At 47.9% G+C, this 24,837-nt stretch carries 13 protein-coding genes; 5 read left to right on the forward strand and 8 right to left on the reverse strand.

The features are described from left to right. Positions 1-638 precede the first annotated feature (638 nt). The gene (gene ltrA, locus KD145_RS22150; RefSeq protein WP_212001735.1) at positions 639-1,907 is read left to right on the forward strand and encodes a group II intron reverse transcriptase/maturase; all 1,269 of its coding nucleotides are present in this window, start codon (positions 639-641) and stop codon (positions 1,905-1,907) included. 87 nt (positions 1,908-1,994) lie between these two features. Here ltrA and KD145_RS22155 read toward each other — a convergent pair whose 3' ends face one another. Next, positions 1,995-3,491 (reverse strand): RagB/SusD family nutrient uptake outer membrane protein, encoded by a 1,497-nt coding sequence (locus tag KD145_RS22155; RefSeq protein WP_212001736.1) that lies wholly within the window; start codon positions 3,489-3,491, stop codon positions 1,995-1,997. A 30-nt stretch (positions 3,492-3,521) separates the two neighbouring features. Further along, the gene (locus tag KD145_RS22160; protein WP_212001738.1) at positions 3,522-6,449 is read right to left on the reverse strand and encodes a TonB-dependent receptor; all 2,928 of its coding nucleotides are present in this window, start codon (positions 6,447-6,449) and stop codon (positions 3,522-3,524) included. A gap of 1,173 nt (positions 6,450-7,622) precedes the next feature. Between KD145_RS22160 and KD145_RS32545 the strand changes: the two genes are divergently transcribed. Beyond that, positions 7,623-9,122 (forward strand): redoxin domain-containing protein, encoded by a 1,500-nt coding sequence (locus KD145_RS32545; RefSeq protein ID WP_212001739.1) that lies wholly within the window; start codon positions 7,623-7,625, stop codon positions 9,120-9,122. A gap of 87 nt (positions 9,123-9,209) precedes the next feature. Here KD145_RS32545 and KD145_RS22170 read toward each other — a convergent pair whose 3' ends face one another. Both KD145_RS22170 and KD145_RS22175 read right to left on the reverse strand, forming a co-directional pair. Further along, on the reverse strand, positions 9,210-14,804 hold the full coding sequence (locus KD145_RS22170) for an alpha-2-macroglobulin (RefSeq protein ID WP_212001741.1): 5,595 nt from the start codon (positions 14,802-14,804) through the stop codon (positions 9,210-9,212). A gap of 146 nt (positions 14,805-14,950) precedes the next feature. Beyond that, entirely contained in the window at positions 14,951-16,435 is a 1,485-nt protein-coding gene (locus KD145_RS22175) for an ATP-binding cassette domain-containing protein (protein WP_212001742.1), read from the reverse strand. 94 nt (positions 16,436-16,529) lie between these two features. On the opposite strand from KD145_RS22175, the gene KD145_RS22180 reads away from it, so the two are divergent. Next, the gene (locus KD145_RS22180; RefSeq protein ID WP_212001743.1) at positions 16,530-16,973 is read left to right on the forward strand and encodes a GNAT family N-acetyltransferase; all 444 of its coding nucleotides are present in this window, start codon (positions 16,530-16,532) and stop codon (positions 16,971-16,973) included. On the opposite strand, the gene KD145_RS22185 is transcribed toward KD145_RS22180, so the two are convergent. The 4 genes from KD145_RS22185 to fabF form a co-directional block, all read right to left on the reverse strand. Further along, positions 16,974-17,765, reverse strand: a complete 792-nt coding sequence (locus tag KD145_RS22185) for a DUF6048 family protein (RefSeq protein WP_212001745.1) — start codon at positions 17,763-17,765, stop codon at positions 16,974-16,976. Then, the gene (locus KD145_RS22190) at positions 17,728-18,228 is read right to left on the reverse strand and encodes a DUF6452 family protein (RefSeq protein ID WP_212001747.1); all 501 of its coding nucleotides are present in this window, start codon (positions 18,226-18,228) and stop codon (positions 17,728-17,730) included. The genes KD145_RS22185 and KD145_RS22190 overlap by 38 nt, the downstream gene beginning before the upstream one ends. Positions 18,229-18,243: 15 nt before the next feature. Beyond that, positions 18,244-21,123 (reverse strand): excinuclease ABC subunit UvrA, encoded by a 2,880-nt coding sequence (gene uvrA / locus KD145_RS22195; protein ID WP_212001750.1) that lies wholly within the window; start codon positions 21,121-21,123, stop codon positions 18,244-18,246. A 225-nt stretch (positions 21,124-21,348) separates the two neighbouring features. Beyond that, entirely contained in the window at positions 21,349-22,611 is a 1,263-nt protein-coding gene (gene fabF, locus KD145_RS22200; RefSeq protein WP_212001752.1) for a beta-ketoacyl-ACP synthase II, read from the reverse strand. Positions 22,612-22,998: 387 nt separating this feature from the next. Here fabF and KD145_RS22205 point away from each other — a divergent pair, with 387 nt between their 5' ends. Next, entirely contained in the window at positions 22,999-23,571 is a 573-nt protein-coding gene (locus KD145_RS22205; protein WP_212001754.1) for an RNA polymerase sigma factor, read from the forward strand. Between the two features lie 52 nt (positions 23,572-23,623). Continuing rightward, a complete protein-coding gene (locus tag KD145_RS22210) occupies positions 23,624-24,760 on the forward strand; it encodes a FecR domain-containing protein (RefSeq protein ID WP_212001756.1) in 1,137 nt (378 codons plus the stop codon). Positions 24,761-24,837 lie beyond the last annotated feature (77 nt).

Genomic DNA, 24,837 nt, shown 5'->3' on the forward strand with positions numbered 1-24,837 from the left:
CCCTTTAAAAATAAAACTGGGCTGACTTGTAAGTCAGCCCAGTTTCGTAGTGCGCCCGGCACGGGCGCAAACTCTAGGGTGGAAGTCCCGAACGCGCCTTGATAGTAGGAAGCGTTAACTGATGGCAAGGGTGTCCTTCGTGAGAAGGAATCTGAAGGAAGCCTAAGGTAAATCTCCGGCCTGACGAACAGGAAGCAGATGAGAGGCAGTTAAATGTTGGGCGAGTTTGCTACACAAAACAAAGCCCTATACTATCGGAGACATTTAGCTGTAAATCTGACAGGCATATGGAGAGAAAGTTTGCGTTCTTACCCGGGGAGATCTGTGCAACTGCTGCCTTAAGGAGACGCGTATCCACTAAGGGGCAATGGATGGCAGAGATGCCATTGCAGGTTTTACAGAAGTCAGCTCTGGTCGTAGTACCTGTCGCCTAAACAGGAAAGGGCCAGACATCAGGAGCTTTGGAGTAAATCTGGAACTGGGAGTGTTGCCATGAAAGCAGAAAACTTACTCATTAGGTAAGGCTATATTAAGAGTATAGGGCTGGAAGCCTGAAGGTATTAATAAGCGCTGAGTTACACTTTGACGGAAAGAAAGAAACAAGGCGGACAGGACAGGAAAAAAAATGCAGATGTTAAATGGAGTTACTGGAACGCATACTTGATAACCGTAATGTCCGCCGTGCCTATGAACGGGTAATGGCGAATAAGGGCAGTGGCGGAGTAGACGGGATCGGGATCGAAGGATTTAAATCCCATTTACAAAAGGTCTGGCCTTCGGTGAAAGCAAGGATAGAGGAAGGAAACTATCAACCATCTGCAGTAAGGAGAGTTGATATACCTAAGCCATCAGGTGGAACAAGGACATTGGGCATCCCCACCTTACTGGACAGGTTAATCCAACAGGCTATAGCACAGCAACTGACAATTATCTATGATGAAACGTTCAGCGAAAACAGCTATGGGTTCAGGGCAAAACGAAACGCGCATCAGGCATTATTAAAAGCGCGGGACTACGTAAATGCAGGCTACAGTCATGTAGTAGACATTGACATGGCAAAGTTCTTTGACCGTGTGAACCACAGCTATCTGATGAATCTGCTGGGTCAGCGAATAAAGGACAGGCGTGTGTTACGTCTGATCCATAGTTACCTGAAAGCAGGAGTTATGATGGATGGGATAGCAACGGTAAACAGAGAAGGAACTCCGCAGGGAGGCCCTCTAAGCCCGATACTGTCCAACGTACTGTTGGACAAACTGGATAAAGAGCTGGAAATGCGAGGTCACCGTTTTGTAAGATACGCCGATGATGTGTGCGTGTTCCTGCGGAGCAAACGGAGCGCTGCGCGGGTTCTGGATAGCGTAAGTATGTACATTGAGAAGGAGCTGAAACTGGAAGTGAACCGGAGTAAGAGCACAGTAACACGGCCCTGGAAGGGAAAGACACTAGGCTATAGCTTCTACCACAAGAAGGGAGAAAAGGGACTGACGATTGCCCGGAGTAGCATAGCAAGGTACAAGTCCAAAGTCCGTGAAATTACCTCTCGAAGCAAGCCATACGCCATGTACAAGCGTTATGAGCTGTTGAGGCAATTAAACCGGGGTTGGTCAAACTACTTTAAACTGAACGAAGCAAAGAGCCTGTTCAAAGAACTAGATCAATGGGTTCAGCGGCGGATCAGGCAATGTCACTGGAAGCAATGGAGGTTACCGAGGACGAAAGTGGCAATGCTTATAAAGTTGGGGACGCCCAACTGGCAGGCATATCAATGGGGTAACACAAGAAAAGGGTCGTGGCGAATAAGCGGAAGTCCCATATTACAACGCGCTCTGAACAAATCCTTACTAAAACGGGAAGGGTACTTACCCCTTGCTGAGTTAAGTACCCTTCCAACTGTATTATTCTGATGGGCCGCCGTATACGGGACCGTACGTACGGTGGCTGGAGGGGACGGTGTAGGAATTAATCCTACACCTCCTACTCAATTATACTGATTAGTTAGCGTAACCCGGGTTTTGGTCGCAAAGTCTGTTGGACTCTCTTTCCGCCTGTGGGATAGGCCACAGCCAGCGGTAGTTGTCGGCTTTGATTTCGCCAATGGCATTTTCAGCAGCCTGATAGTCTCCTTCTTTGCTTCTGGTGAAGCCGAGGCCCCAGCGTTTCAGGTCGAAGAAACGGTGACCTTCGAAGGCCAGTTCTTTTCTTCTCTCTTCTCTGATCTGGTTCAGCAGTGTAACGTCGTCGTAAGCATCCACGATGGTTACATCATATCCGGGGATACGGGCAACGCGTAATGCTTTGAGCAGTGTTTTGGAAACAGCTTTATCAATATAATAAGCAGCTTCCATTTTGTTCAATGCCACTTCTGCATAACGGAACAGTTTAGGAGCATTGGATTTTTCCTGCCAGGAAGCGTAAGCCGGGTTACCAGGATATTTGTTGATAACGTAGATAGAGTCTTTTTTATAGCTCCGAACGCTGTCTTTTCTGAAGTAGATAGCACGGCGAAGGTCTGTCATATCGAAGGACTCAGCAAAAGCCTTAGGCGCCACGAAATCAGGATTAGGTTTCTGACGGCTTACGTCGTCATTGATGAGCCATTGTCCGATGGAGTAGTTTTTGGCTTCGTTGATTTCAGTGATAGCTGGTTTGAAGATGATTTCTTTGGTGCTGGCATCATCTCTCCATAATTTCAGCAGGTTAGCTGCAGTATTTTCATAACCGAAAGTAGCTACGGTCATGATTTTATCAGCAGCAGCGATGGACAGGTCCCATTTCTGGAAATACAGGTACACCCTGGATTGCAGCGCAGCGATGAAGTATTTGTTCACTCTGGTCTGAGAGCTTGCGTTGTCGTCTCCGATAGCTGCAGCCGCTTCATTGAGGTCTTTTACGATCTGATCGTAAGTTTCCTGCACGGTTTTACGTTTGTGCTGGATCTCAGTGGTAGGTGCAGTTACAAAGGGCAGGCCCAGCTGATCTTTCAGATCGAATTTGCAATACATACGTACCAGGTCGAACATGAACATCGCTCTGAGGGCCTGTGCATGGGCTTTGAAAACTTTTTTCTTGGTCCCTACTGATTCCGCATTTTCACCGGACAGTACTGGTACTTTATCGATATTGGCGAGAAACACGTTGGCACGGTGGATAGCCGGATAAGCAACTGCCCAGAAGTTCAGCGTTTCGTAAGTGCCGGAGTGAATGGTCCAGCGATGAATGTCGCTGTACACGTTGTTGGCCCAGGCGCTGAGAAGCATATTGTCTGCCTGAAGATCAGGTATTACCACATAGTTGCGACCATAATAGTCTGACTTGTAAAAGGTGCTGTAGATACCAGTCAGGCCAATTTCAGCACCGGTAATGCTGGTATATACTTCCTCAGTGGCAACACTGGTGGTGGGGAGTTGGTCCAGTTTTTTATTGCAGGCGGAAACAAATAGTGTTGCTCCCAGCACCGCAGTAAGAAATATTCTTTTATTGATAGTCATATTTTCTGTTTTAGGATGTTCGGTAATCTTTTAGAAAGTCAGATCTAAACCAATGGTATAGGAACGGGAAACAGGATATATACCCAGCTCAAGGTTGTTGAAGTATTCCGGATCATAACCTTTCCACTGAGTGAAAGTGAGTAGGTTGTTGGCACGGGCGTAGACTCTTGCAGTACGGAATACTTTAGTCTGGCTGAGCAGGTTCTTAGGCAGATTGTAGTAAAGGGTGATGTCTCTTAATCTCAGGAAGGACGCGTTTTCCACATATCTGTCATCGAAGGCAGTAGAAGAACCATATTTAGGATATTTGGCAATATCGCCTGGTTTTTTCCACATGTTCTCATAGAGGTCGGCAACGCGGTTGGTGTTGAACCAGGAATCGTTGTTCCATACCAGCCATGCCTGGGTGTTGTTAACCATGTATTTGTCAAGCATGAAGTTCCACTGCATGAACAGACCGAGACCTTTATAGTTCAGGTCGAAGGTAGCGCCACCGTAGTAAGGAGCGTACATGTTTTTACCTTCCAGGATAGCTGCATCACCACCATCGAAGTTGAAGGTTTCGTTACCGTTCTTGTCCAGCCAGATTTCACGGCCATCTTCCGGATTTACTCTGGAGAAGCGGTTGTATTTAAACTGACCACGGGGATAACCTACTTTTACGAGGATACCGGTACCAGTGCCCAGCAGTTCGTCTCTGAAGCCGTACAGCTCTGTAACGCGGTTTCTGTTGTAGGTGAAGTTACCACCAATGTTCAGGTTGAGGTCTTTAGAACGGATCACGTCTGATTTGAAGGTGAACTCTATACCATTGTTCTGCATTTTACCCATGTTGGCTTTGATAGAGCTAAAGCCGGTGAGGTAAGAAACAGGAACATCCAGTACCATGTCATAAGTGAGTTCGCGGTAGTAGTCAATAGTAAAGTTCACACGGTTGTTAACCAGTCCGAGGTCCAGGCCAACGTTGAACTTACGTTTCTTTTCCCAGCCCAGGTTGGGGTTAGCAGCCTGTGTAGGTACCACACCAGCTTTGCTTTCGTAGTTGGATTTGGAGTTGATGCTATAGGAAGGATAGAATCCGATATCATCATTACCGGTCAGACCAACGCTGGAACGTAAGCGGAGATCGCTGATCAGATCAGAGTTCTTCAGGAATTCTTCGCTTTTAGCATTCCACAGCACACCGACAGCCCAGAAAGTACCCCATTTGTTGTTAGCACCGAATTTGGAAGATCCGTCGCGACGGGCAGAGAGGTCTAAGAAATAGCGTTCTTTATAACCATAGTTCACAGAACCCAGCATAGAGAACATGCGGTACTTGCTCAAACTTCCACCGGCGCTGGTGGTTGCAGTCATGGCACCAAATTCATACAGGGTAGGGAATGCGGTGTTACGTGCAGTAACAGAGAAGTCATAATCGGTGAGTGCATTGTACTCTGTACCTACTACTGCGTTGATAGAGTGATCTTTGAATGTTTTGCGGTAGTTGAGCGTGTTGGTCCAGATAGCATTTGACCAGCGGGAGAAACGTCTGTAGGCGTTGCCATTGTCGGTAGCGGCTAACTCAGGAGCAGTCCAGCTTTTAGTAACATAGTCAGAGAGATTCATACCAACGCGGCTGGTGAATTTCAGTTCTTTGGTGATGGTTGCTTCTGTATAAGCGTTACCCATGAGTTTCAGGTGATCGTTGGTGTTGCCCAGCAAACCCTGGCTGCGGGACCAAAGCTGGCTTCTTGCGCCATTGTATGCCTGGTACTGCAGGAATTTTCTCCAGGAGCCATCATCATTTTTGAGGTTTTCGTATGGCATCAGCATGTAGGCCAGCATGCCCGGGTTGCTCAGGGAGTTACGGGTTTCGTTGGGCGTGGTTTCGTCCATGTAGGCTACATACAAAGACACTCCTGATTTTAACCATTTAGTGGTTTGGTTATCGACGCTCAGACGGCTGGAGTAACGTTTGAATTTATTATCAAAGTAAATACCATCCATCGCGAAATATTCCCCATTGAAATAAATGGTTGTCACATCGTTGCCGCTGCGTACAGATAAATCATGAGATTGAGTCTGTGAAGGTTTAAAAACCACTTCTGACTGGTTGAAGTCATTTTTCAGCAGTTCAGGAATGGCAGGATCATCTGCTTTCCTTTTACCGACGAAGACTTCATAATCCAGGCGGTCTTTGGTGTTCATCATTTTGAACTTGTTGCGGTTGATGTCGGAATAGCCGTAAAAACCGCGGTAGTCGATCTGCGGACGTGTATTTTGAGTGCCCTTTTTCATGGTGATCAGGATCACACCGTTAGCACCGCGGGAACCATAGATGGAAGTAGCAGAAGCGTCTTTCAGTACGTTGATCGTCTCTATGTCTGTGGGATTGATGAGAGAGAAGTCACTGCCGCTTACCGGCTGACCGTCTACAATGTAGAGCGGTGCAGTACCGGAGTTGATGGAACCCACACCTCTCATCAGGATCACAGGAGCTGCGCCCGGACGGCCACCGTTGGCCATTACATACATACCGGCAGTCTGTCCCTGCAGGTTGTGCATGAAGTTGCCGGCAGGCCTTGATTCTACCTGCTTGCCATCTACTGTAGTGATAGCACCAGTGATAGATCCTTTTCTTTTGGGAAGGTAACCGGTGCTGATTTCCACCTGGTTCAGGTTTTTCATGTCCGGAGCCAGTTGAACGATAACAGTAGACTTTTCTCCAATAGCCATATGCATGGTTTCAAATCCAACAAAACTGAAAACCAGTGTAGCTTTACCTGATACATTGATTTTAAAAGTTCCGTCCGGACTGGTAGTGGCGCCGGTGTTAGTTCCTTTAACGGCCACTGTTACGCCTGGTAATGCAGAACCGTCACGGGCGTCGGTTACTTTACCAGTAACCTGACGTTGCTGTGCAAACAACTGCACACACGTAAGGACTAATAAAAGAAATAGTAGTGTTTTCTTCATAATCGCTCGATTTAGATTAATGATTGTTAAGAAAAATGCAGACAAAAAGTACTCTCCCGATAAGTCCGGACGCTAATACGGGCCTATCAGTAAAGGCAAAAATGCTCAATACATTAAATGCTCAGTTATAAATTCATATAGTCGTTGGCGTTATATCATACGCGTTGCTCTATTAGATTTAGATTGTGTGTTAATAAATGTCCGGGAATCATGCAAAAACCAGTAGTATATGCTCCATAAAGGCAAGGGAATTCCCATTACAATACTGAACATCTGATTATCCGGTATTGAGGTGCAAAACCATGCTACACTGCTTCTAGCAAACAGCATAGCTTTATTTTTTATTTAGTTGATAAGTGCTTTGTTTTTTGTTGACAGTTGATTACTTAAAATATAGGCATCTACGGTTTAGATTGATTGCTGGTTGATTTTTAAACTGCTTCGTAACTGTAAATAAACAGCTTCAAAACAAAAATAAAAAGTTATCGACAGAAAAAGAAGTAAAAATTTTAAAAAAATATTAACACTTTCCGCATTTTGATAATATCATGACAGTAATAGGTGTTGCAGTAACAATTGTTAGCATGGATGGTATTGTCATACATGGCTTCGCAGGTGACCGGGCATATATCTCCCAAAGGCTTCAGATGGACTTGTTCGACCACTACCAGTTTAAGTTAAAGGTCCCGTTCAGAAATAACCAGCATGATTACACGAAATATCCGAAGAAAAACAGGTCTTCTCTACTTAGTTCATCAATTTCAAAAACGGGCCCCAAATTTCAAAGATCAAACACACTTTGGCTTTTTAATAGCACAGCGCATTATGTTTTAATAGAGATCATTTTGAAGTTGGTTATTTTATTTTTAGATTGGTGTTGTACTATCTATGTAAGTAAAGATTGTTTAAAACCGATTCAATAGATACATTATGTAAGCCTATAGACCTTGAATGTTCCCAAGTACCGTATTTTTCATTAACTATTTTCCACGACCATTTATGAAACTATTTGTTGACATGCAGCAATTTTTAATTAGACTATTAGAGTCCAGGACCAATGGGCAGAAGCTGCCTGGTTATTGGCAGACCTGTTAGAGGTTTAAGATTTTCCGCACCACGTTAAAAAAAGATAATCCTATTAGTGTTAGTTCGCTATTTGCAAAAAAAGGAATAATGAAAAATAAACTAAGATATGCGGCGTATGCAATTTTATTGCTGGTAATCTGTTCCACTAGGCAGTTGGAGGCCCAGATGCCTGTTCGGAAAGGTCCTGCATCCGCCGACGAGATTAAAAAAGCCCAGGCGGTGGTTGAAGGCAACCCCGACAGCCTGAAAGCACATAAAACTTATATATATGCGATGGGCTTAAATAATCCACTGCTTATACCCCAGTATAGAGCATGGATGAAAAAATATCCGGAAAATGTGAATGTTCCGCTGGCCATTGGTACAGCCTACTATAATGCCGAGATGCCGCAAGCAAAGGAATTCTTGCTAAAAGCTGCCACCATGGATACTCAAAACGCAAAGGTATGGTTTATGCTTTCGTCAGACGCATACATGAGGGGGCAAACCGATTTGTCTACTGAATATCTGAAAAAAGCAACGCTTATCGATCCTTCAGATGCCGGTTACGCATTCGCCTATCTAAAGTCTTTTGAGAATAGTGATCCGAATGGTTATAGGCAGAAAGTTTTTGATTTTTTAAAGCGTTTTCCAATAAGTGACCGTGGTGCCCAGGCCTTATATTCGCTAGCTACACGCGCCAATCCCGATGATAAGGTTAACTATTTCGAAGAACTTCGCAGATTATATCCCCCACAAAAATTTAGCTGGTCAGCATCCGGGATGATTGAATTAGCTGATATTTATCTGCAATCAAATCCGGAAAAGGCCCTGTCATTAATTAATGAAATGGGGGAAGTAAACGATTGGAAGATCAGGAAACAGGTAGCAACATCATTAATACAGATTGATGAATTGGAGGAAAAACAAAACTATAAAGAAGCCATTTGTAAACTTGGCCAGGTGAAACTTCCGGGGTTTAATTACATCGATGACTTTATAGCATTGAAGAAATCTTCTTTGTTGGAAAAAGCCGGTGAGTTCACAGCAGCTTATGACAGTCTGGCTGTAAAGTTCGCAAAACTACCCACTGATCAGCTTTACACAGCACTCTGGTTGTATGGAAGGAAAATAGGTAAGGATAAGGAGCAGGTTGACAAAGATATTGAAACGATCAGGAACAACACAGCTGTTCCTGCTTATCCGTTTGATCTGGACCTTTATACCAGTAATGGCAAGTTAAATTTGAATGACCTAAAGGGAAAGGTGGTATTGCTTACTTTCTGGTTCCCGGGCTGTGGTCCCTGCAAAGCCGAATTCCCGCACTTTCAGGCTGTGATCGACAGATTTAAAGGGGAACAGGTGGCATATGTAGGGATCAATGTGTCTCCTGAGCAAGACCCCTATGTTATCCCCCTTATGAAGAACAGCAAATATTCATTTATCCCATTACGGGGTACCTCGGCCTTTGCCGAAAAATACTATGGTGTAAATGGAGAGCCTGAAAATTTTGTGATCGACAAAGAGGGGAAAATTATTTTCAGAAAATTTCGTACCGATCATACCAATCACCGTACACTGGAATTAATGATATCTTCACTATTGTAAAAGGCTGGTGGAACCCAGTTTACTCAGGTGAAATAAAAAAGCCGTTCCGAACCCGGAACGGCTTTTTATAGATAGATGATTACTGTTTTACTTCACTACTTCAACCCAGCGGCCTGGAACGAAAGCATGGATGGTATTGTCATACATGGCTTCGCAGGAAGTGGCTGGAAGGTAGTACCGGCCCAGGTATGCGGCGTTGAGCAGCACATTGTAGGTCCTGGTTTTATTTTCTTCCAGGTTGAAATAAGTGTATACCCTGTCATCACGTATATCCATATACGTAGCGGGAGATGAGTGGAAGGCGCTGTCGTTGTCCATCAGGCGGGTATTGAGTATTTCCCATCCTGAAGGGAAGATCTGTGACAGGGCCATCTGCTCATAGTAGCCGCGTTTGCCGGGGTTTTTGATGGTCACGGTAGCCATAAAGTCGCTGCCCTGCTTAAGGGTAGCAGGATCTATGGACTTGCCATCGCGGGTGCTGTATTGTACCTGCATGTCCAGTATGTCTGGATTGTTGGTGGCCACTGGTTCCTGACCGGCTTCCGGCTGACCCTGGAGGATGAGGCGTACATACAGTACGTTTTGTCCGTTGTTCTGCAGGCTAATATTACCCTGTGCACCATTGAAGGTAACAGGCACCTGGGCTACAAAAGACTGACCGTTTACGTTGCCTTTCACACCATTGATCGTATAGTTGATATTGATTTTGCTGCTGCCTTTGTTAGTGCCGCAGAATTTAGATATGGCGATGAGCGCATAAGCGGTTGTTTGTGTGCTGTACCACTGGTCGTTTTGAGACAGGTGGGCAGCTATCTGTTTCACCAGATCGTTGGCGCGGTTACGTTGTCCGAGGATGGTGAGTGTTTCCAGGATCATGGCTTTATCGCGCAGATCGGAGCCGAAGGTACCGCCAAGCTGGTTGTATGGTTTCACTTCTGTGCTCAGGCCTTGAACGAGCGAATTGGCCACTTCGGGTTGTCCTGCCAGTTTATACGCTGCTGCCAGTCTCCATTTGGCGGGAACAGAAATGTATTTGAATTCCTTCAGTCTGTTCATGGCACCTACTTCCGGAGCTTTGGCCAGCGCCAGAAGATAGAGGCGGTAAGCCTGGGTAAGGTCGCCGCCGTAGAAGTTCTGGGTGTTGGGAGTCCAGGTGGTGGCTTTGTTACGCTGATATTTTTTCCATTGGTCGAGCAGTCCGGGAGGCAGTGTATATCCTTTCTCCTGTGCTTCGAGCATGAAGTTGCCGGCGTAGTTGGTGCCCCACTCATCAGACTGGGCCTGACCAGGCCAGTAGGCGAGACCTCCGTCTGATGTCTGGAAGCCTTTGAGTCTGTTGAGACCGGCTTTTACGTTACGGTCTATTTCGGCCAGCTGGCTTTCTTTGAGGTCCATCAGCTGGTTGAGTACTAGTTGAGGGAACACGCCGGAGGTGGTTTGTTCGATACAGCCGTGTGGATAACCGATGAGGAACTGCAGGCGTTTGCCCAGGTTGAGCGACGGGATGGTAGACACTTCCAGCACGCCTTTGTTGGTGCCGGCCATGCCTACAGGGCTGAAGGCCGTATTCCAGTTTTTACCGGCTTCCAGCGTTTGTTCCATCACGTTAGTAACTACCGGATTAGGGTTGCGTACATTCAGTTCTATATCTTCCTCTGCCCTTTCGCTGCCGCTGGTAGCTACCGCTTTTATTTTGGCAATACCGGTCTGTGATTTCACTTTCACATCAAAGTATACCATCTGTTCTCCGGGCTGGGAGAATGTAACGGTTTTGGTGGTTTCACCTACTACTTCCAGCATCGGGCTGGTGCTGAGGGTGACGTTGGCGGAACGGATATTGGGTTCGAGACCGAATACGGTTACGGGTAATTGTATCGTTTCGGAAGGTCCGAGTACACGGGGTGCTGTGGTGAGCAGCATCAGCGGTTTTTTCACGGCCACGGCTTTTTCAGCAAAGCCGTAGGCACCTTCCTGTCCTGCGACTACCATGGCTTTCACGGAACCGATGTATGGAGGCAGTTTGAATTTGTGGGTTTGTTTCTGTCCACCTTTCAGGTAGAAGGGGCCCATGAATTTCACTACCGGTTTGAAGCGGTTGGCTTTGGCGGCGCCGGCATTTTTGTTGAGTCCTTCGTCACCACCGATGCTGAGAATACGGTCCATATCTGCACCATAGGCACCTACTACGAAGTCAAACAGATCCCATGTTTTTACGCCGAGTGCTTCACGGGCATAGAAGGAGCTATGCGGGTCGGGTGTTTTAAACCTGGTGAGGTCCAGCAGCCCTTCATCTACGATGGCGATGGTGTAGGTCATCGGTTTGCCGTTGCTTTCGCTGACGGTGATGCTGGCTTCTGATTCCGGCTTCAGCTTGTCGGCCATGCTGATGACCGGTTTCAGGATAGTGCCGGGATCTTCCACGGTGATGGGAATGGTGCCATACATACGGATCGGCAGGTCGTTGATGGTTTGGGAGTGTGGCTGCAGCAGGGTAACGTTGACGTATATATTAGGCGTCATATTCTTTTCTGCCTTGAAGCGGAAAGTAGTCTGTCCCTGCTGGGTATTGATCCAGAATGTTTTGAGCACCTTGCTGCCGGATTCAATGCTGATGAGGCCACGGCCACCGGCACTGCTGGGGATGGTGAGGTTGACATCCTCTCCAGCCTTATAGTGTTGTTTGTCTGATGTAAACACCAGCATGGAGGCTTCAGCAGGATTTTCCTTCTGCATACGCTCAGCCCATCCCGGCCAGTCGATGTAAACGGCTTTACCTGCGGTATGACCACTCTGCAGATCTTTTACACGCACGAGGTAGCGGCCCCAGTCGGGTGAATTGACCTGCAGGTCCCATTTGCCTTTACCATTGCTGAGGGTGATGGTTTCCTTGCTGATCAGCTGGTTATAACTGTCCTGGGTGAAGTTGGAGTAATCGTCGGATTCTCCTTCATCCCACCACCATCTCCAGCGGATTTTGTACAGTTCTACCTGTACTTCGCGGGTGCCGCCGGTAAGGCTGCCATTATCGTTTACATCTACGATGTCTATAGTATGTGCCCTGTCGGTGAGCAACATACCGGTGGTGCGGTCACCCTGTGGTATCCGCAGGCCCACATAGGAGGTAAACGGATTGTAAGGCATGGAGAAGTGGTCAATACTGAAATCACCACCGGGCTCAAATACTTTTACTTCGAAGTTGGCTTTCAGTTGACCGGGAGCCAGTTTACCCAGCTGTATATCTGCTTTCACAGGTGCGGTACCGGTTTCACTCAACGGGCCTTCGAAGATGGTTTTATTTTCTGCTTCAAAATGAGTGACAGGGTCATCGAAGGTGAAGCCGGAGAAATTTTTGAAACTGGTGGCAGATTGTACCAGCGACACATCTACTTTAGCTTTGAGATGCTGGGCGGTGGCGCCAAACATCCACATGGCCGACAGGGTGCCCTGGGTGCCGGTTTTGGACAGAGCGGTGTTAGTACCGAAGTCCATTTTTATTTTCAGACGGTTGGGTTTAACCGTTTCGATGCGCACATTTTTCTGGAAAGTGGCGCCTCCTACTTTTACTTTGGCTACCCAGCTACCGGTAGGATCATCCGGTTGAGTGGCAGTAGCAAAGCTGTAGAAGCCGTTGAGACCTTCGTGCTGGTTGATCCGTTTGTACAGCTGTCCTTTGGGATTGTACAGTTCCAGTGTAACGGGGTGATCTGCCGGTAATTTTTTGTCTTTATCTTCCAGTATAAAGGTGAGGTAAACAGAATCGCCGGGGCGCCATACACCTCTTTCTCCGTACAGGAATCCTTTGATGCCGCTCTGTACTTCTTCTCCCTGTACATCAAAACGGCTGAGGGGTAGGGAACTTCCGTCGTCAAGTTTGAGATATCCTCTTTCGTTGTCTTTTTTGGCGATGAGCAGGTATGGCTTACGTTTCAGGTCGAAGGTAGCCAGGCCTTCCCCATCACTTTTGGTTTTAAAGATCACCTGGTTCTGATAGTCGAGCAGTTCCAGTTCCACGCCGGTGAGGGGTTTGGTATCGCGTATATCCGTTACCGCTACCAGCATGCTGTTGTTATTACCTCTTTTGGCAATGAGGCCGATATTGGAGCAGATAACGTTGCGGGAAGCCCACTTGTCTTTGTTGTAGTAGGAGTTGGAGCAGGCGTCGTTGCGACGGTCCCAGTTGTATCCGTAAGGATAATAGCTGTCATAACGCTGCCAGAAATCATCTTCATCATCTATCTTCTCCCCGCTTCCATAATATTCTCCTTCTCCTTCCTCTTCTTCTCCTTTGGCTGCTTCTCCGTTTTCACCGGTTTTTTTCTCTTCGGTGCATGTGGTGAGTGCATAGGCTTTACGGAAGCCGATGGTGATGCGGTAGATAGCACCAGGCTCTGTGCGCAGCAGTTTGTCGAGGTCGAGGAAGAAACGGTTTTTCTTGTGCAGGTTCACGGATTTGTCGGTGTCCAGGCGTATGGTTTTTTCTACCACGGCCTTGCCTACACGACGCAGTTCCTGGTCACCATTCAGGTTGTTCCGCTGAAGGTACTGCGGCACATTGTTTTCATATATTTTAATGATGGTCACGTCTACCGCGTTGAGGTTGACGGCTTCAAAGGGCATGACCAGTTTATTGCTTTCGGGAAGGATCACACCTTTGCCGGGGATGCTGACCGCAGGCAGGGTATTTTCAAAGTTGACGTTGGCGCTGAAAGTCTTGCCCAGCCGTTTGTCGGTGATGTTGATCACGCCTTCGTTGATCACGGCATTATAACTTCCTTCCAGGCGAACGGGCGCATATACTTTTACTTCGCTGCCGTCTATGGTGTAGCGCAGATCGCTCTGGCCGCTGATGCCGATAAGACCTTCGAGACTCTGTGCTACACTCACCGGATCGGAGAACTGCACCAGCAGGTGTTGTTCGGGATCAGACATGGCTTTTACGTCGAGCACTTTAAAGTCGCCAACGGCGGGTACTTCCACTGTTTTTTTGCCGCTGTTGTCTACTTTAAGGGCGCCTCCGTCCCAGCTGAGTTCCAGGTTACGGGCCATGTTGGCGCGTTCTATATTGGCGATGGTGAATTTTGACGTACGTTCGGCACTGTTATGCTGCCAGGTGATGGGCAGTGTTTTACCGCCGTAATGAGCTGTCAGCAGTTTTTCGATGGCCTGTGGGTTTTCCACATCGGCCGTATTTACGGCACCGGTATAGGTCATCTTGTCCAGTGTGGTGTTGGTGCTGGCTTTCAGTCCAAACATATCCAGGGAAAAAGAGGGCTTGATGACTTTGAACTCAAAATCAAAAGACTTCAGTTCACTGGGCACATCCATGATTTTGCTCAGCTTAAAAGTAGCCTGGTAGGTTTTTCCCGGCTGGAGATTTTCATCCGGGCGAAACTCGATGGTAGTGGCGTCTATCCAGTACGACTTCCCTTTGAGGGAAGGAGAAAACTCGAAGACCTCTTTGTCCAGCGGTTCATTTTGGGTGTGGGTCACATTTACCTGCCCTGCCAGCTGAACGCGGATAGGGCTTTGTTTGGAGACGATACCTGCCGTATAAGCTTCTATATACTTGGCAAATCCGGGGTTCATCTCTTTTCGCGTGGTCCGGCAGCCACTCATCATATACAACGCTGCCAGGGAAACAAATAATGCTACTACAGCAAACAGCCGTTTTGTTGGGTGCATCAGGAAAGAATTATGGTGATTAACTATTAGTCGCGAAGATCGAACTATTTTTTGATTATGTATTTGATTATTTAGTTATCTGATGTGCCCATGGCCCATGGTCATCATTCGGATAACTAAATAATCAAATGCATAAGCAGATTGTTTTATATCATTTTGCCAGCACTGAGACGAAGGAATTGATCCACGCAGCCGGGCAGCTCTTCTTCGTAGTGGGTCACATAAATCAGGGTAACCGGCATATGTTCACACAACATTTCTATCACTTTTTTGAAATGTTGTTTCTGTTGATTGTCCAGTCCCTGGCAGGGTTCATCAAATATCAGGAGGGGCGGATTTTTTACCAGGGCCCTGGCCAGCAGGCAAAGGCGCTGGGTACTTTCGGATACCTGTTTAAAGGGAGCCGACTGGTAAACATCTATTTCCAGTATCTCTATCCATGCTTTGGCGACAGCCTCCTGTTCGGGCGTTACCGGACGGGTACTGCCGATGATATCAGTGAAGCCCGAGCAGATCACTTTCAGGCAGTTGTCGCGGGAAGTAAAGTACTGATGCAGTTCAGGGGAAACGAAACCTATCTTTTTCTTGATATCCCAGATACTTTCGCCGGAACCCCGTCTGCGGTCAAACAGCCATAACTTGTTGGCATATGCCTGTGGGTTGTCACCGTTGATGAGGCTGAGCAGGGTGGATTTGCCGGCACCGTTATGGCCCAGCAGGGCCCATTTTTCATTGGTTCTCACTGTCCAGTTGATCTGGTCGAGGATGGTGGCTTCTCCATATTTCACCCGTACATCTTCCATACGCACAATGGTATCGAAGTGTTCCGGCTGCCGCTGCTGCACGACGGCGGCTATCTGCTGCGCTTCCATGGCTGGCAGGGGGATATCGGTCAGTGCGGGCAGGGGCAGTTCCATAAACTCACTGCGTGTATACTTGCCCGTGATAGCGCCATTTTCCAGGGTGAGCACATGGGTGATATGTTCAGGGATCTCCTGCGGAGAGGTGGCCAGCAGCACGGTGGTACCGTTGCTGATGATTTCATTGATCATCTGGCTGAAGTCTTTCCGCGTTTGCACATCCAGCCCGATAAACGGGTTGTCGAGCATCAGCAGCTGTGGCTGTTGCAGGAGTGCGCGGGCGATCATCACACGGCGGGTTTCGCCGTTTGATAATTTGATCAGCCTTTTCTCCATCAGCGGCACTATCTTCAGCGGCCTTACCAGTTCGGGGACTTCCGTGATTTCCAGGTATTCCGCCACAGTAGGGGAATTGTCGGCATCCATGCTGTTAAACCGCTGCTGATAATAGAAATCGGTGGTATTGGAAAGATTACGGAAAGTATGATGATGGCCCACCAGGGAGATCAGGTTACGATAGTTGAAATAAGGGTCGGTGACGGTATTTTGTTGCTTCCACACATCATAAAAATGATAACGGATACCCCCGTTGATGATATTAAACTTACCAAGTATGGTATTGAGCAGGGCCGTTTTACCAGAACCGCTGGCACCGGTGATGGCCCATTGTTCGTTTTCCTGTATTTCCCAGTCGAGTGTTTGAAAGATGGTTTTATCGAGATACCTGACGGTAATATGTTCCAGGGAGAGGAACGGGTTATTGATTGCCATGATTTTCCAGAGTTGGGCTAAAGATTCATTTGTCGTCTATAAAATTAGCAGGAATATTGAAAGCTTCTATTAAATTTATGGCAAACGAGTATTTATGAACTGGGAGATCAAACCTTTTGCAGAACTGACGGTAGATGAATTGTACGATGTGCTGCGTTTACGCAGTGAGGTATTTGTAGTGGAGCAGCAGTGTGCGTATCAGGACCTGGATAACAGCGACCAGAAAGCGCTGCATCTGATGGGACGTAATGGGGAAGGGCAGTTACTGGCATATACCCGTTTATTTGCTCCCGGAATCAAATATACAGAGGCTTCTATCGGGCGGGTAGTCACCTCTCAACTGGGGAGGGGCACCGGTGTCGGCCGGCAGCTGATGGAAAAATCCATCGCTACCGTCGAATCGGTTTATGGTAAAGGACCTATCAAGATCGGTGCGCAGCAATACCTGCAGCGTTTTTATACTTCCCTGGGCTTTGAACAGACCAGTGATACCTATCTCGAAGATGGGATACCTCATATCGAGATGATCCGTCCTTAATTATTTCTTTTTCTTTTTATTGTCTGTCAACTTTACGTGTTCCCTGATTTTATACAGCGGGAACAGGTAAGAGACAGTGTACTGCATATCAAATACAGCCTTTTTGGAACCACTGCCGAAACCGGGGATGACCAGCGGGGTGAACTCGTCTGATTTTACATTGTTGATCAGAATACGTTCACGCAGACTCCAGCCGAGGAAGAAATTTTTCAGCACTTCCGCTTTCAGGCCCAGCACCAACTCTATCCAGTGGGCATTGACATTGGTTTTAGGGACAGAGCCGCTAAGGTTGTTGCCCCAGTAGCTGTTGGTGATCTTATAGGAAGGCACCTCGTAGGTGAGGTGTGAAAATCCGTACCGGATACCGCCGTAGAACATATTCTTTTCGGAGGGAGACTGCCTTTTCAGGAAGTTATAATCGATTCCCAGGGTGATAAAAGCACCGTTGCCTTTATAGGTGTAGTTGGTATCACTGTGGGGCGTATTGGCATAACCTAATTCTGCAGCTGCATAGAGGCTGGGGGTAAGGCGTATGTCCGCAACGACTGTCCCTTCCTTGCGGTAGGGATAGTAGATGGAGGTAACGATGCGGCTCAGGTCCACTCCTACCCTGAGGCCACCGGGAATCCGGTTGATACTGTCTTTCACCGGTACTACCCTGGTGGTATCGGTGGTATGTTTGCGGATAGTATCTGTTTTGGCGGCTGCGGGTTTGGCAGGTGTTTGTGCCTGTGCAGTGAAGCCTAACAGAATACTAATGATTAAGGAAAAACAAAGTAAGGTGCGTATCATTACTGTTGGTGACTGCCTTTGAGTTAATAAGTACAGAATCGATGGTATGCAGGGTAGTGATCACGGTATCCAGGAAGAAGAAGGTACCGAAGCCACAACCCGGCGATATAAAGTGTCTGGTACGTTTATACCTGAACGTGAGGGTGTCGGGTGTCAGTGTGGAGTCTACCCGCAGAAAGAAGATGCTGCTGTCTATCGTAGGTGCCAGGGGCATGAAGGCATCTGTCAGTGGTTGTTTTCTGTAGATAGAATCTTTGTTGACACCGTTGCTGATAGCATATACCGTCACTTTGGGCATGGTGGTATCGCGTACTCTTATTATCCCCTTGGTGGTGTCGAGCAGGGAGAAGTGTACGTGAAGGTCTGTACGAAGTGTCTGGTCGCACAGTTTTGTTTCATTCTCACAGGCAGCCACGCCTATGAGCGCGGCGCAGGTGAGCAATATCTGGTATAACGTTCTCATACAGTTGGCAAGATATTAAATTCCCAGCTCCTTTTTGAGGAATCCGGCAGTATGGCTGTCTTTACAGGTACTTACCTGTTCGGGTGTGCCTGTACAGAGGATGGTACCACCGCCTGCGCCGCCTTCGGGGCCCAGGTCTACGATGTAGTCGGCCATTTTGATCACATCGAGGTTGTGTTCAATGACCAGTATGGTATTGCCTCTGTCTACCAGTTTATTTAACACTTTGAGCAACAGCACGATATCCTGGAAGTGCAGCCCGGTGGTGGGTTCATCGAGGATATAGATGGTTTTGCCGGTATCTTTTTTAGATAGTTCGGTGGCCAGTTTTACGCGCTGGGCTTCACCGCCGGACAAGGTAACGGCCGACTGGCCGAGGGTGATATATCCCAGTCCTACGTCCTGCAGTGTTTTGATTTTGCGGTGTATCCATGGCACGGCCTGGAAAAACTCCACTGCTTCATCAACAGTCATGTCCAGCACATCGGAGATGGATTTGCCTTTATAGCGGATCTCCAGTGTTTCCCGGTTGTAGCGGCGGCCATTGCATTTTTCGCAGTGAACGTATACATCGGGGAGGAAGTTCATTTCGATGACACGCATGCCACCGCCTTCACAAACATCACAGCGGCCTGTTTTTACGTTGAAAGAGAAACGGCCGGCATTATAGCCCCGGATCTTAGCTTCCGGTACGGAGGCGAAGAGGGTGCGGATATCGGTAAAGAAACCGCAGTAGGTGGCCGGGTTGCTGCGGGGCGTACGGCCGATAGGTGACTGGTCTATCTCTATCACCTTGTCGATATGTTCCAGGCCTTTGATGCTTTTATAGGGCATCGGTACGGCTTTGGAATCGTAGGCATGTTTGGAGAGAATGGGATAGAGCGTTTCGTTGATCAGGGTGGATTTACCACTACCGGAAACGCCGGTCACACAGATGAAAGTGCCGAGTGGCAGTTTCAGGTTGACATTCTTCAGATTGTTGCCGGTGGCGCCTTTCAGCTCCAGGCTGTTGCCGCTGCCTTTGCGGCGTTGGGCGGGTATTTCCACGGCGCGTTTTCCATTGAGGTAGCCGGCAGTGGGTGTGTTGAGCTTAAGGATCTGGGCAGGGGTACCCTGGGCGATGATCTGGCCACCGTGTTTACCGGCGCCAGGGCCGATGTCTACCAGGTGGTCGGCATGGAGCATGATGTCTTTGTCGTGTTCCACAACGATCACGGTGTTGCCCATTTCACGCAGGTTGCGCAGGGCATCGATGAGCTGCATGTTGTCGCGCTGATGGAGGCCGATGCTGGGCTCATCCAGGATATAGGTGATGCCCATGAGCTGGGAGCCTATCTGGGTGGCCAGGCGGATACGCTGCGATTCTCCGCCGCTGAGTGTGCGGGTGGGCCTGTTGAGTGTGAGGTAGTTAAGACCTACATTCAGCAGGAAGCCCAGACGTTCACGAATCTCTTTCAGGATATCCTTGGCGATAGCGTTTTGTTTTTTCTCGAGGCGGTCTTCGATGTTGGCAAACCATTCAAACAGATGGTTGAGGTCCATGTTGCCCAGCTCGGAAATATTTTTCTCGTCTATTTTAAAGAACAGGCTTTCTTTTTTGAGTCGGGTGCCGTTACATTCCGGGCAGGTGCTGAGGGCCATAAAACCTTCTGCCCAGCTGCGCACATGATCGGAGGTGGTGCTGTTGAAATAACGGCGTACCGTGTTCACCACCCCTTCAAACTCGGTGGAATACTTGGTGGTGTCTGAGTTTTCATCGAAGGAAAGGTCTACTTCCAGTTTACCGTTTTCATCGCCAAACAGCAGTACGTTCATGGCTTTCTCCGAGATGGCGGAGATAGGGCCGGTGAGGGAGAACTTATATTTTTTTGCCAGCTGCTGCACCTGTTTGTAGGTGAAGGTGTCTCTGGCTTCTCCCAGTGGTTTAAGTCCGCCTTCTTCCAGGGATATGCTGGCATCAGGGATGATGCTGTCCATATCGATCTGATAGATGCTGCCGAGGCCTTTACAGCGCGGGCAGGCACCATAGGGTGAGTTGAAGGAGAAGGTGTTGGGAGATGGTTCTTCGTAGGAGATACCGGTATCTTCACACATCAACTGTTTGCTGTACTGACTAACCTTATTGGTGTCGTGGTCCATTACAAACATGAGGCCTTTGCCCATGGTGAGCGCTTTCTGCACACTCTGGCTGATACGGGTGCGGGCATCTTCCTGTACCTGTACCCTGTCTATCACCAGTTCGATGTCGTGGATTTTGTAGCGGTCTACCTGCATCCTTTCTTTAAGGTCCAGGATTTCACCATCTACTCTTACTTTAAGATATCCCTGTTTGCGTACCTGTTCAAACAGCTCGCGGTAGTGACCTTTACGGCCGCGTACCATGGGCGCGAGGATGACGAGTTTCTTTTTCGGATAGTGCTTGAACAGATGTTCGAGGATTTCTTCTTCCGAGAAACGCGTCATGCGTTTGTTGGTATTGTAGGAATATGCCAGTCCCGCGCGGGCGTAGAGCAGACGCAGGAAGTCATAGATTTCCGTGATAGTGCCTACAGTAGAACGGGGATTTTTATTGGTCGTTTTCTGTTCTATTGAAATAACGGGAGAGAGACCGGTGATTTTATCCACATCGGGTCTTTCCATGTCGCCGATAAACTGACGGGCATAAGCGGAAAAACTTTCCATATATCGGCGTTGTCCTTCAGCGTATATGGTATCAAAAGCGAGAGAGGATTTCCCGCTTCCGCTGATGCCGGTGATTACCACCAGCTTATTTTTGGGCAACTGCAGGTCGAGGTTTTTCAGGTTATGCTCCCGTGCGCCAAATACTTCAATCTGGTCATCTGGCATGATTTCCGGGACGGGGGCAGCGGTTACATTCTCTTTTTTCTTTGCCATAATATTAAAGTACTAAGCTACGGGATAATTACGAATTCCTCATGACGAATTAGCATGTATGGGCGGAGGTATTTTGTCTTTTTCAGGCTTGTACTGGTTATGCTGATTTTAATTTTTTTCGGGAGATGCTGAACACGGATGCTGACAAAGGGATATAAAAAAGATCAGCGAAGACCTCTCTGTGGAGATCTTCGCTGACAGTTATGTTTCAGGCAGCAGGGCTGCTTATTTGGTGTATTTTTTAAATACTACGATGGCATTGTGTCCACCGAAGCCGAAAGTGTTGCTCATGGCTACATTCACGGTGCGGTTCTGTGCTTTGCCGAGGGTGAGATTCAGGTTGGTAGGGATACCTTCGCCCAGTACAGTAGTGTTGATGGTAGGCGGAATGATATCTTCCTGAGTAGCTTTGATACAAGCGATGGCCTCGATAGCACCGGCAGCACCGAGCAGGTGGCCTGTCATGGATTTGGTGGCGCTGATGTTCAGCTTTTCAGCGTGTTCACCAAATGCAGCTACGATGGCTTTCAGCTCGCTCACGTCACCTACCGGTGTGGAGGTGGTGTGGGAGTTGATATAGTCTACATCAGCAGTTGTCAGACCGGCATCTTCCAGGGCTTGTTCCATACCCAGTCTGGCGCCGAGGCCTTCGGGGTGGGTAGCTGTGAGGTGGTAGGCATCGCAGGTCATGGCACCGCCGATCATTTCACCATAGATGGTAGCACCTCTGGCGATAGCGTGTTCATATTCTTCCAGTACGATAGCACCGGCACCTTCGCCCATTACAAAGCCATCACGTTCTGTGTCGAAAGGACGGGAAGCATGTTCTGGCTCTTCGTTGCGGGTAGACAGTGCTTTCAGCGCGTTAAAACCTGCAATACCGGCACGGGTAACAGGAGCTTCAGAGCCACCAGTCACGATTACGTTGGCTTTACCCAGACGGATGTAGTTGAAAGCATCCACCAGTGCGCTGGTAGAAGATGCGCAGGCAGATACGGTACAGAAGTTAACGCCCATGAAACCGTATTTCATGGCGATCTGGCCGGCTGCGATGTCGCAAATCAGCTTGGGAATAAAGAACGGGTTGAATTTAGGTACAAAGTTAGCTGCTGCAAATTCAACGATCTGTTCTTCGAACGTGAGCATACCTCCGTTGCCGGAAGCCCAGATCACGCCTATTTTGGTTTTATCGATACCTTCTTTTTCGAGGCCTGCGTCCGCAACCGCTTCGTGTGCAGCTGCCATAGCGTACTGCGTGAAGTTGTCCATTTTGCGGGCTTCTTTCTTTTCCATGTATTTCTCTACATCAAATCCTTTGACTTCACAGGCAAATTTGGTTTTGAACTCTGTGGTGTCAAATTTAGTGATGGGCCCGGCGCCACTCACGCCAGCCTTCAAATTGCTCCAAAAAGAATTTACATCATTCCCGATAGGTGTCAGTGCCCCTAAGCCGGTAACCACAACCCTTTTCAGTGTAACAGTACGCATATTTTTTACTTTAATAAAAAAAGTTAGAGCGCAAATTTAGTTACTTATTGTTATAGATAAGCATATTCATTAAGATTATATAACATAACTTTCCATTTTGCAGGTAGAGATCAATACTGTGGCGGATTTGGGCTGTCAGAACTTATGCCGGGAAAGCAAAAAGTGTTATAGAGTGTTAACATTTTCTGCCGGGCAAGGGGAAAAAGCACATGAAAGAACCCTTGACCGGCTACCTCCAACCGGAAGGGGCAGCTGTCTGTTCGTCCGGTAGCGCTGTTGACAAGAAGAAATCTCCGGATCATACCAGTATCTCATAAAGATTTCATGATAAGTATGAAAAAGCCGGAAAATAATATTTAATATCGCATATACACTTGTGCCATACTGATGACAGGTCAACCAAATAAAGATATTTTGTGGATGGAGCGTCTGCGGGAGGATGATGCGGCTGCATTTACCGAAATCTATGAGGCTTACCGTGAAAAGCTGCTGGCAGTGGCTTTTAACAGGCTGTCCGACATACAGGCAGCAGAAGATATCGTACAGGACGTATTCGCCAGCCTCTGGAACCAACGGCATAACCGGCAGATCAACAATGCCGGTGCCTATCTGGCCACGGCCGTAAAATATAAGATTCTGGACCGTTTCCGCCGGGAACAGCTGCTGCGTCAGTACCAGGAGGTTTACAGCACCAACATACCTGTGAACGTTGCAGAACCGGAAATGACCTACCAGTATAAACATATCCTGCAACTCCTGCAGGAAGAAGTGAACAAACTCCCGGAAAAATGCCAGCTGATATTCCGCTACAGCCGTGAACAGGGCATGCCGGTAAAAGAAATCGCACAAACACTGAATATCTCCAGTAAAACTGTGGAAAACCAGCTCACAAAGGCTTTGCGCCAGCTGAAAGGTAGCATCAGACACTTATTTTCCATATTTTTCTCCTTTTTTTTCTGAACGACGTAGGGGATTGTTTCCAGTTGTTCGACTCATCAGTGTAATTACCGTTATGAAAGTAAACCAGGATCTATTAAACGCTATAGAGAAGTATCTGCGTGGCGAAGCCTCCGCAGAGGAACGTGCGTTGGTAAATCAATGGTACCACTCCTTCAGCGACGAGCAGGTGAACATCCCCGCTGCTACCGGTTTTGACAAAGAAGAAATTTTCGACAGAATACAGGGAAACCTGCAGGAACTGGTTCAGCAGCCAGCACCTTCCCGCGGCAAAGTTCGCAGGCTGTGGCTGAAACGTACAGCTGTAGCGGCCGGAGTTGCCCTTGTGCTAGGCGCAGGACTATGGTGGCTACGGATATCCAAAAACGCGGCCCCATCTCAGCTTGCAGCCACACAAACCCCGTCACCGGTGATGCCGGGAAGCAACAAGGCCATACTGGTACTGGACGATGGCAGCACCATGACCCTGAACGACAGCCTGCAGGCAGCTATTGGCAATGCCCAGGTAAACGGAAAGTCCCTGGTATACACGCCGGAGAATAATCAGAACAGTGCAATACAGTACAATACCCTGAAAACACCACAGGGCGGCCAGTTTGCAGTAGTACTGCCTGATGGTAGTAAAGCATGGCTTAATGCTGCCAGCTCATTGAAATACCCTACCAGCTTTAATGGACAGCAACGTACCGTGGAACTGAGCGGGGAAGCCTATTTCGAAATTGCACCAGATCAAAATAAGCCCTTCATCGTCCAGGTAAATAATATGAAAGTGCAGGTACTGGGTACCTCCTTCAATATCATGGCTTACCCCGAGGAGAAGAGCATCAAAACAACACTGATAACAGGCGCCGTCAACGTGACCAACGGCCATGCCTCCAAACAGTTGTCACCAGGACAGCAGGCTGCTTCAGATAGTAGTCAGCAGTTGACTATCACCCAGGCCGATGTGAATGCAGTGATAGCCTGGAAAGAGGGGAAATTCGAATTTACCGGAGAAGCAATTGATGTGGCGCTAAGGCAACTGGCAAGATGGTACGACCTTCAGCTGCAGTTTGAAGATGGTATCCCTGAGGAACATCTCAGCGCGGTATTCCCACGCAACACCAGCCTGGAAAACATTATCAGAATGCTGGAACTGAGTGGCATCCACTGTAAGCTGAACGACCGCAGACTGATAGTCAGCAGGAATTAATCATTCATTATATCGACAGTAAAAAACCAGTAATCTAAATCCAAAATGTAAGCAGAACAATGAAAAAACCATTTTAA

It is taken from the genome of Chitinophaga sp. HK235 (assembly GCF_018255755.1).
In the GTDB taxonomy this organism is placed as follows: domain Bacteria; phylum Bacteroidota; class Bacteroidia; order Chitinophagales; family Chitinophagaceae; genus Chitinophaga.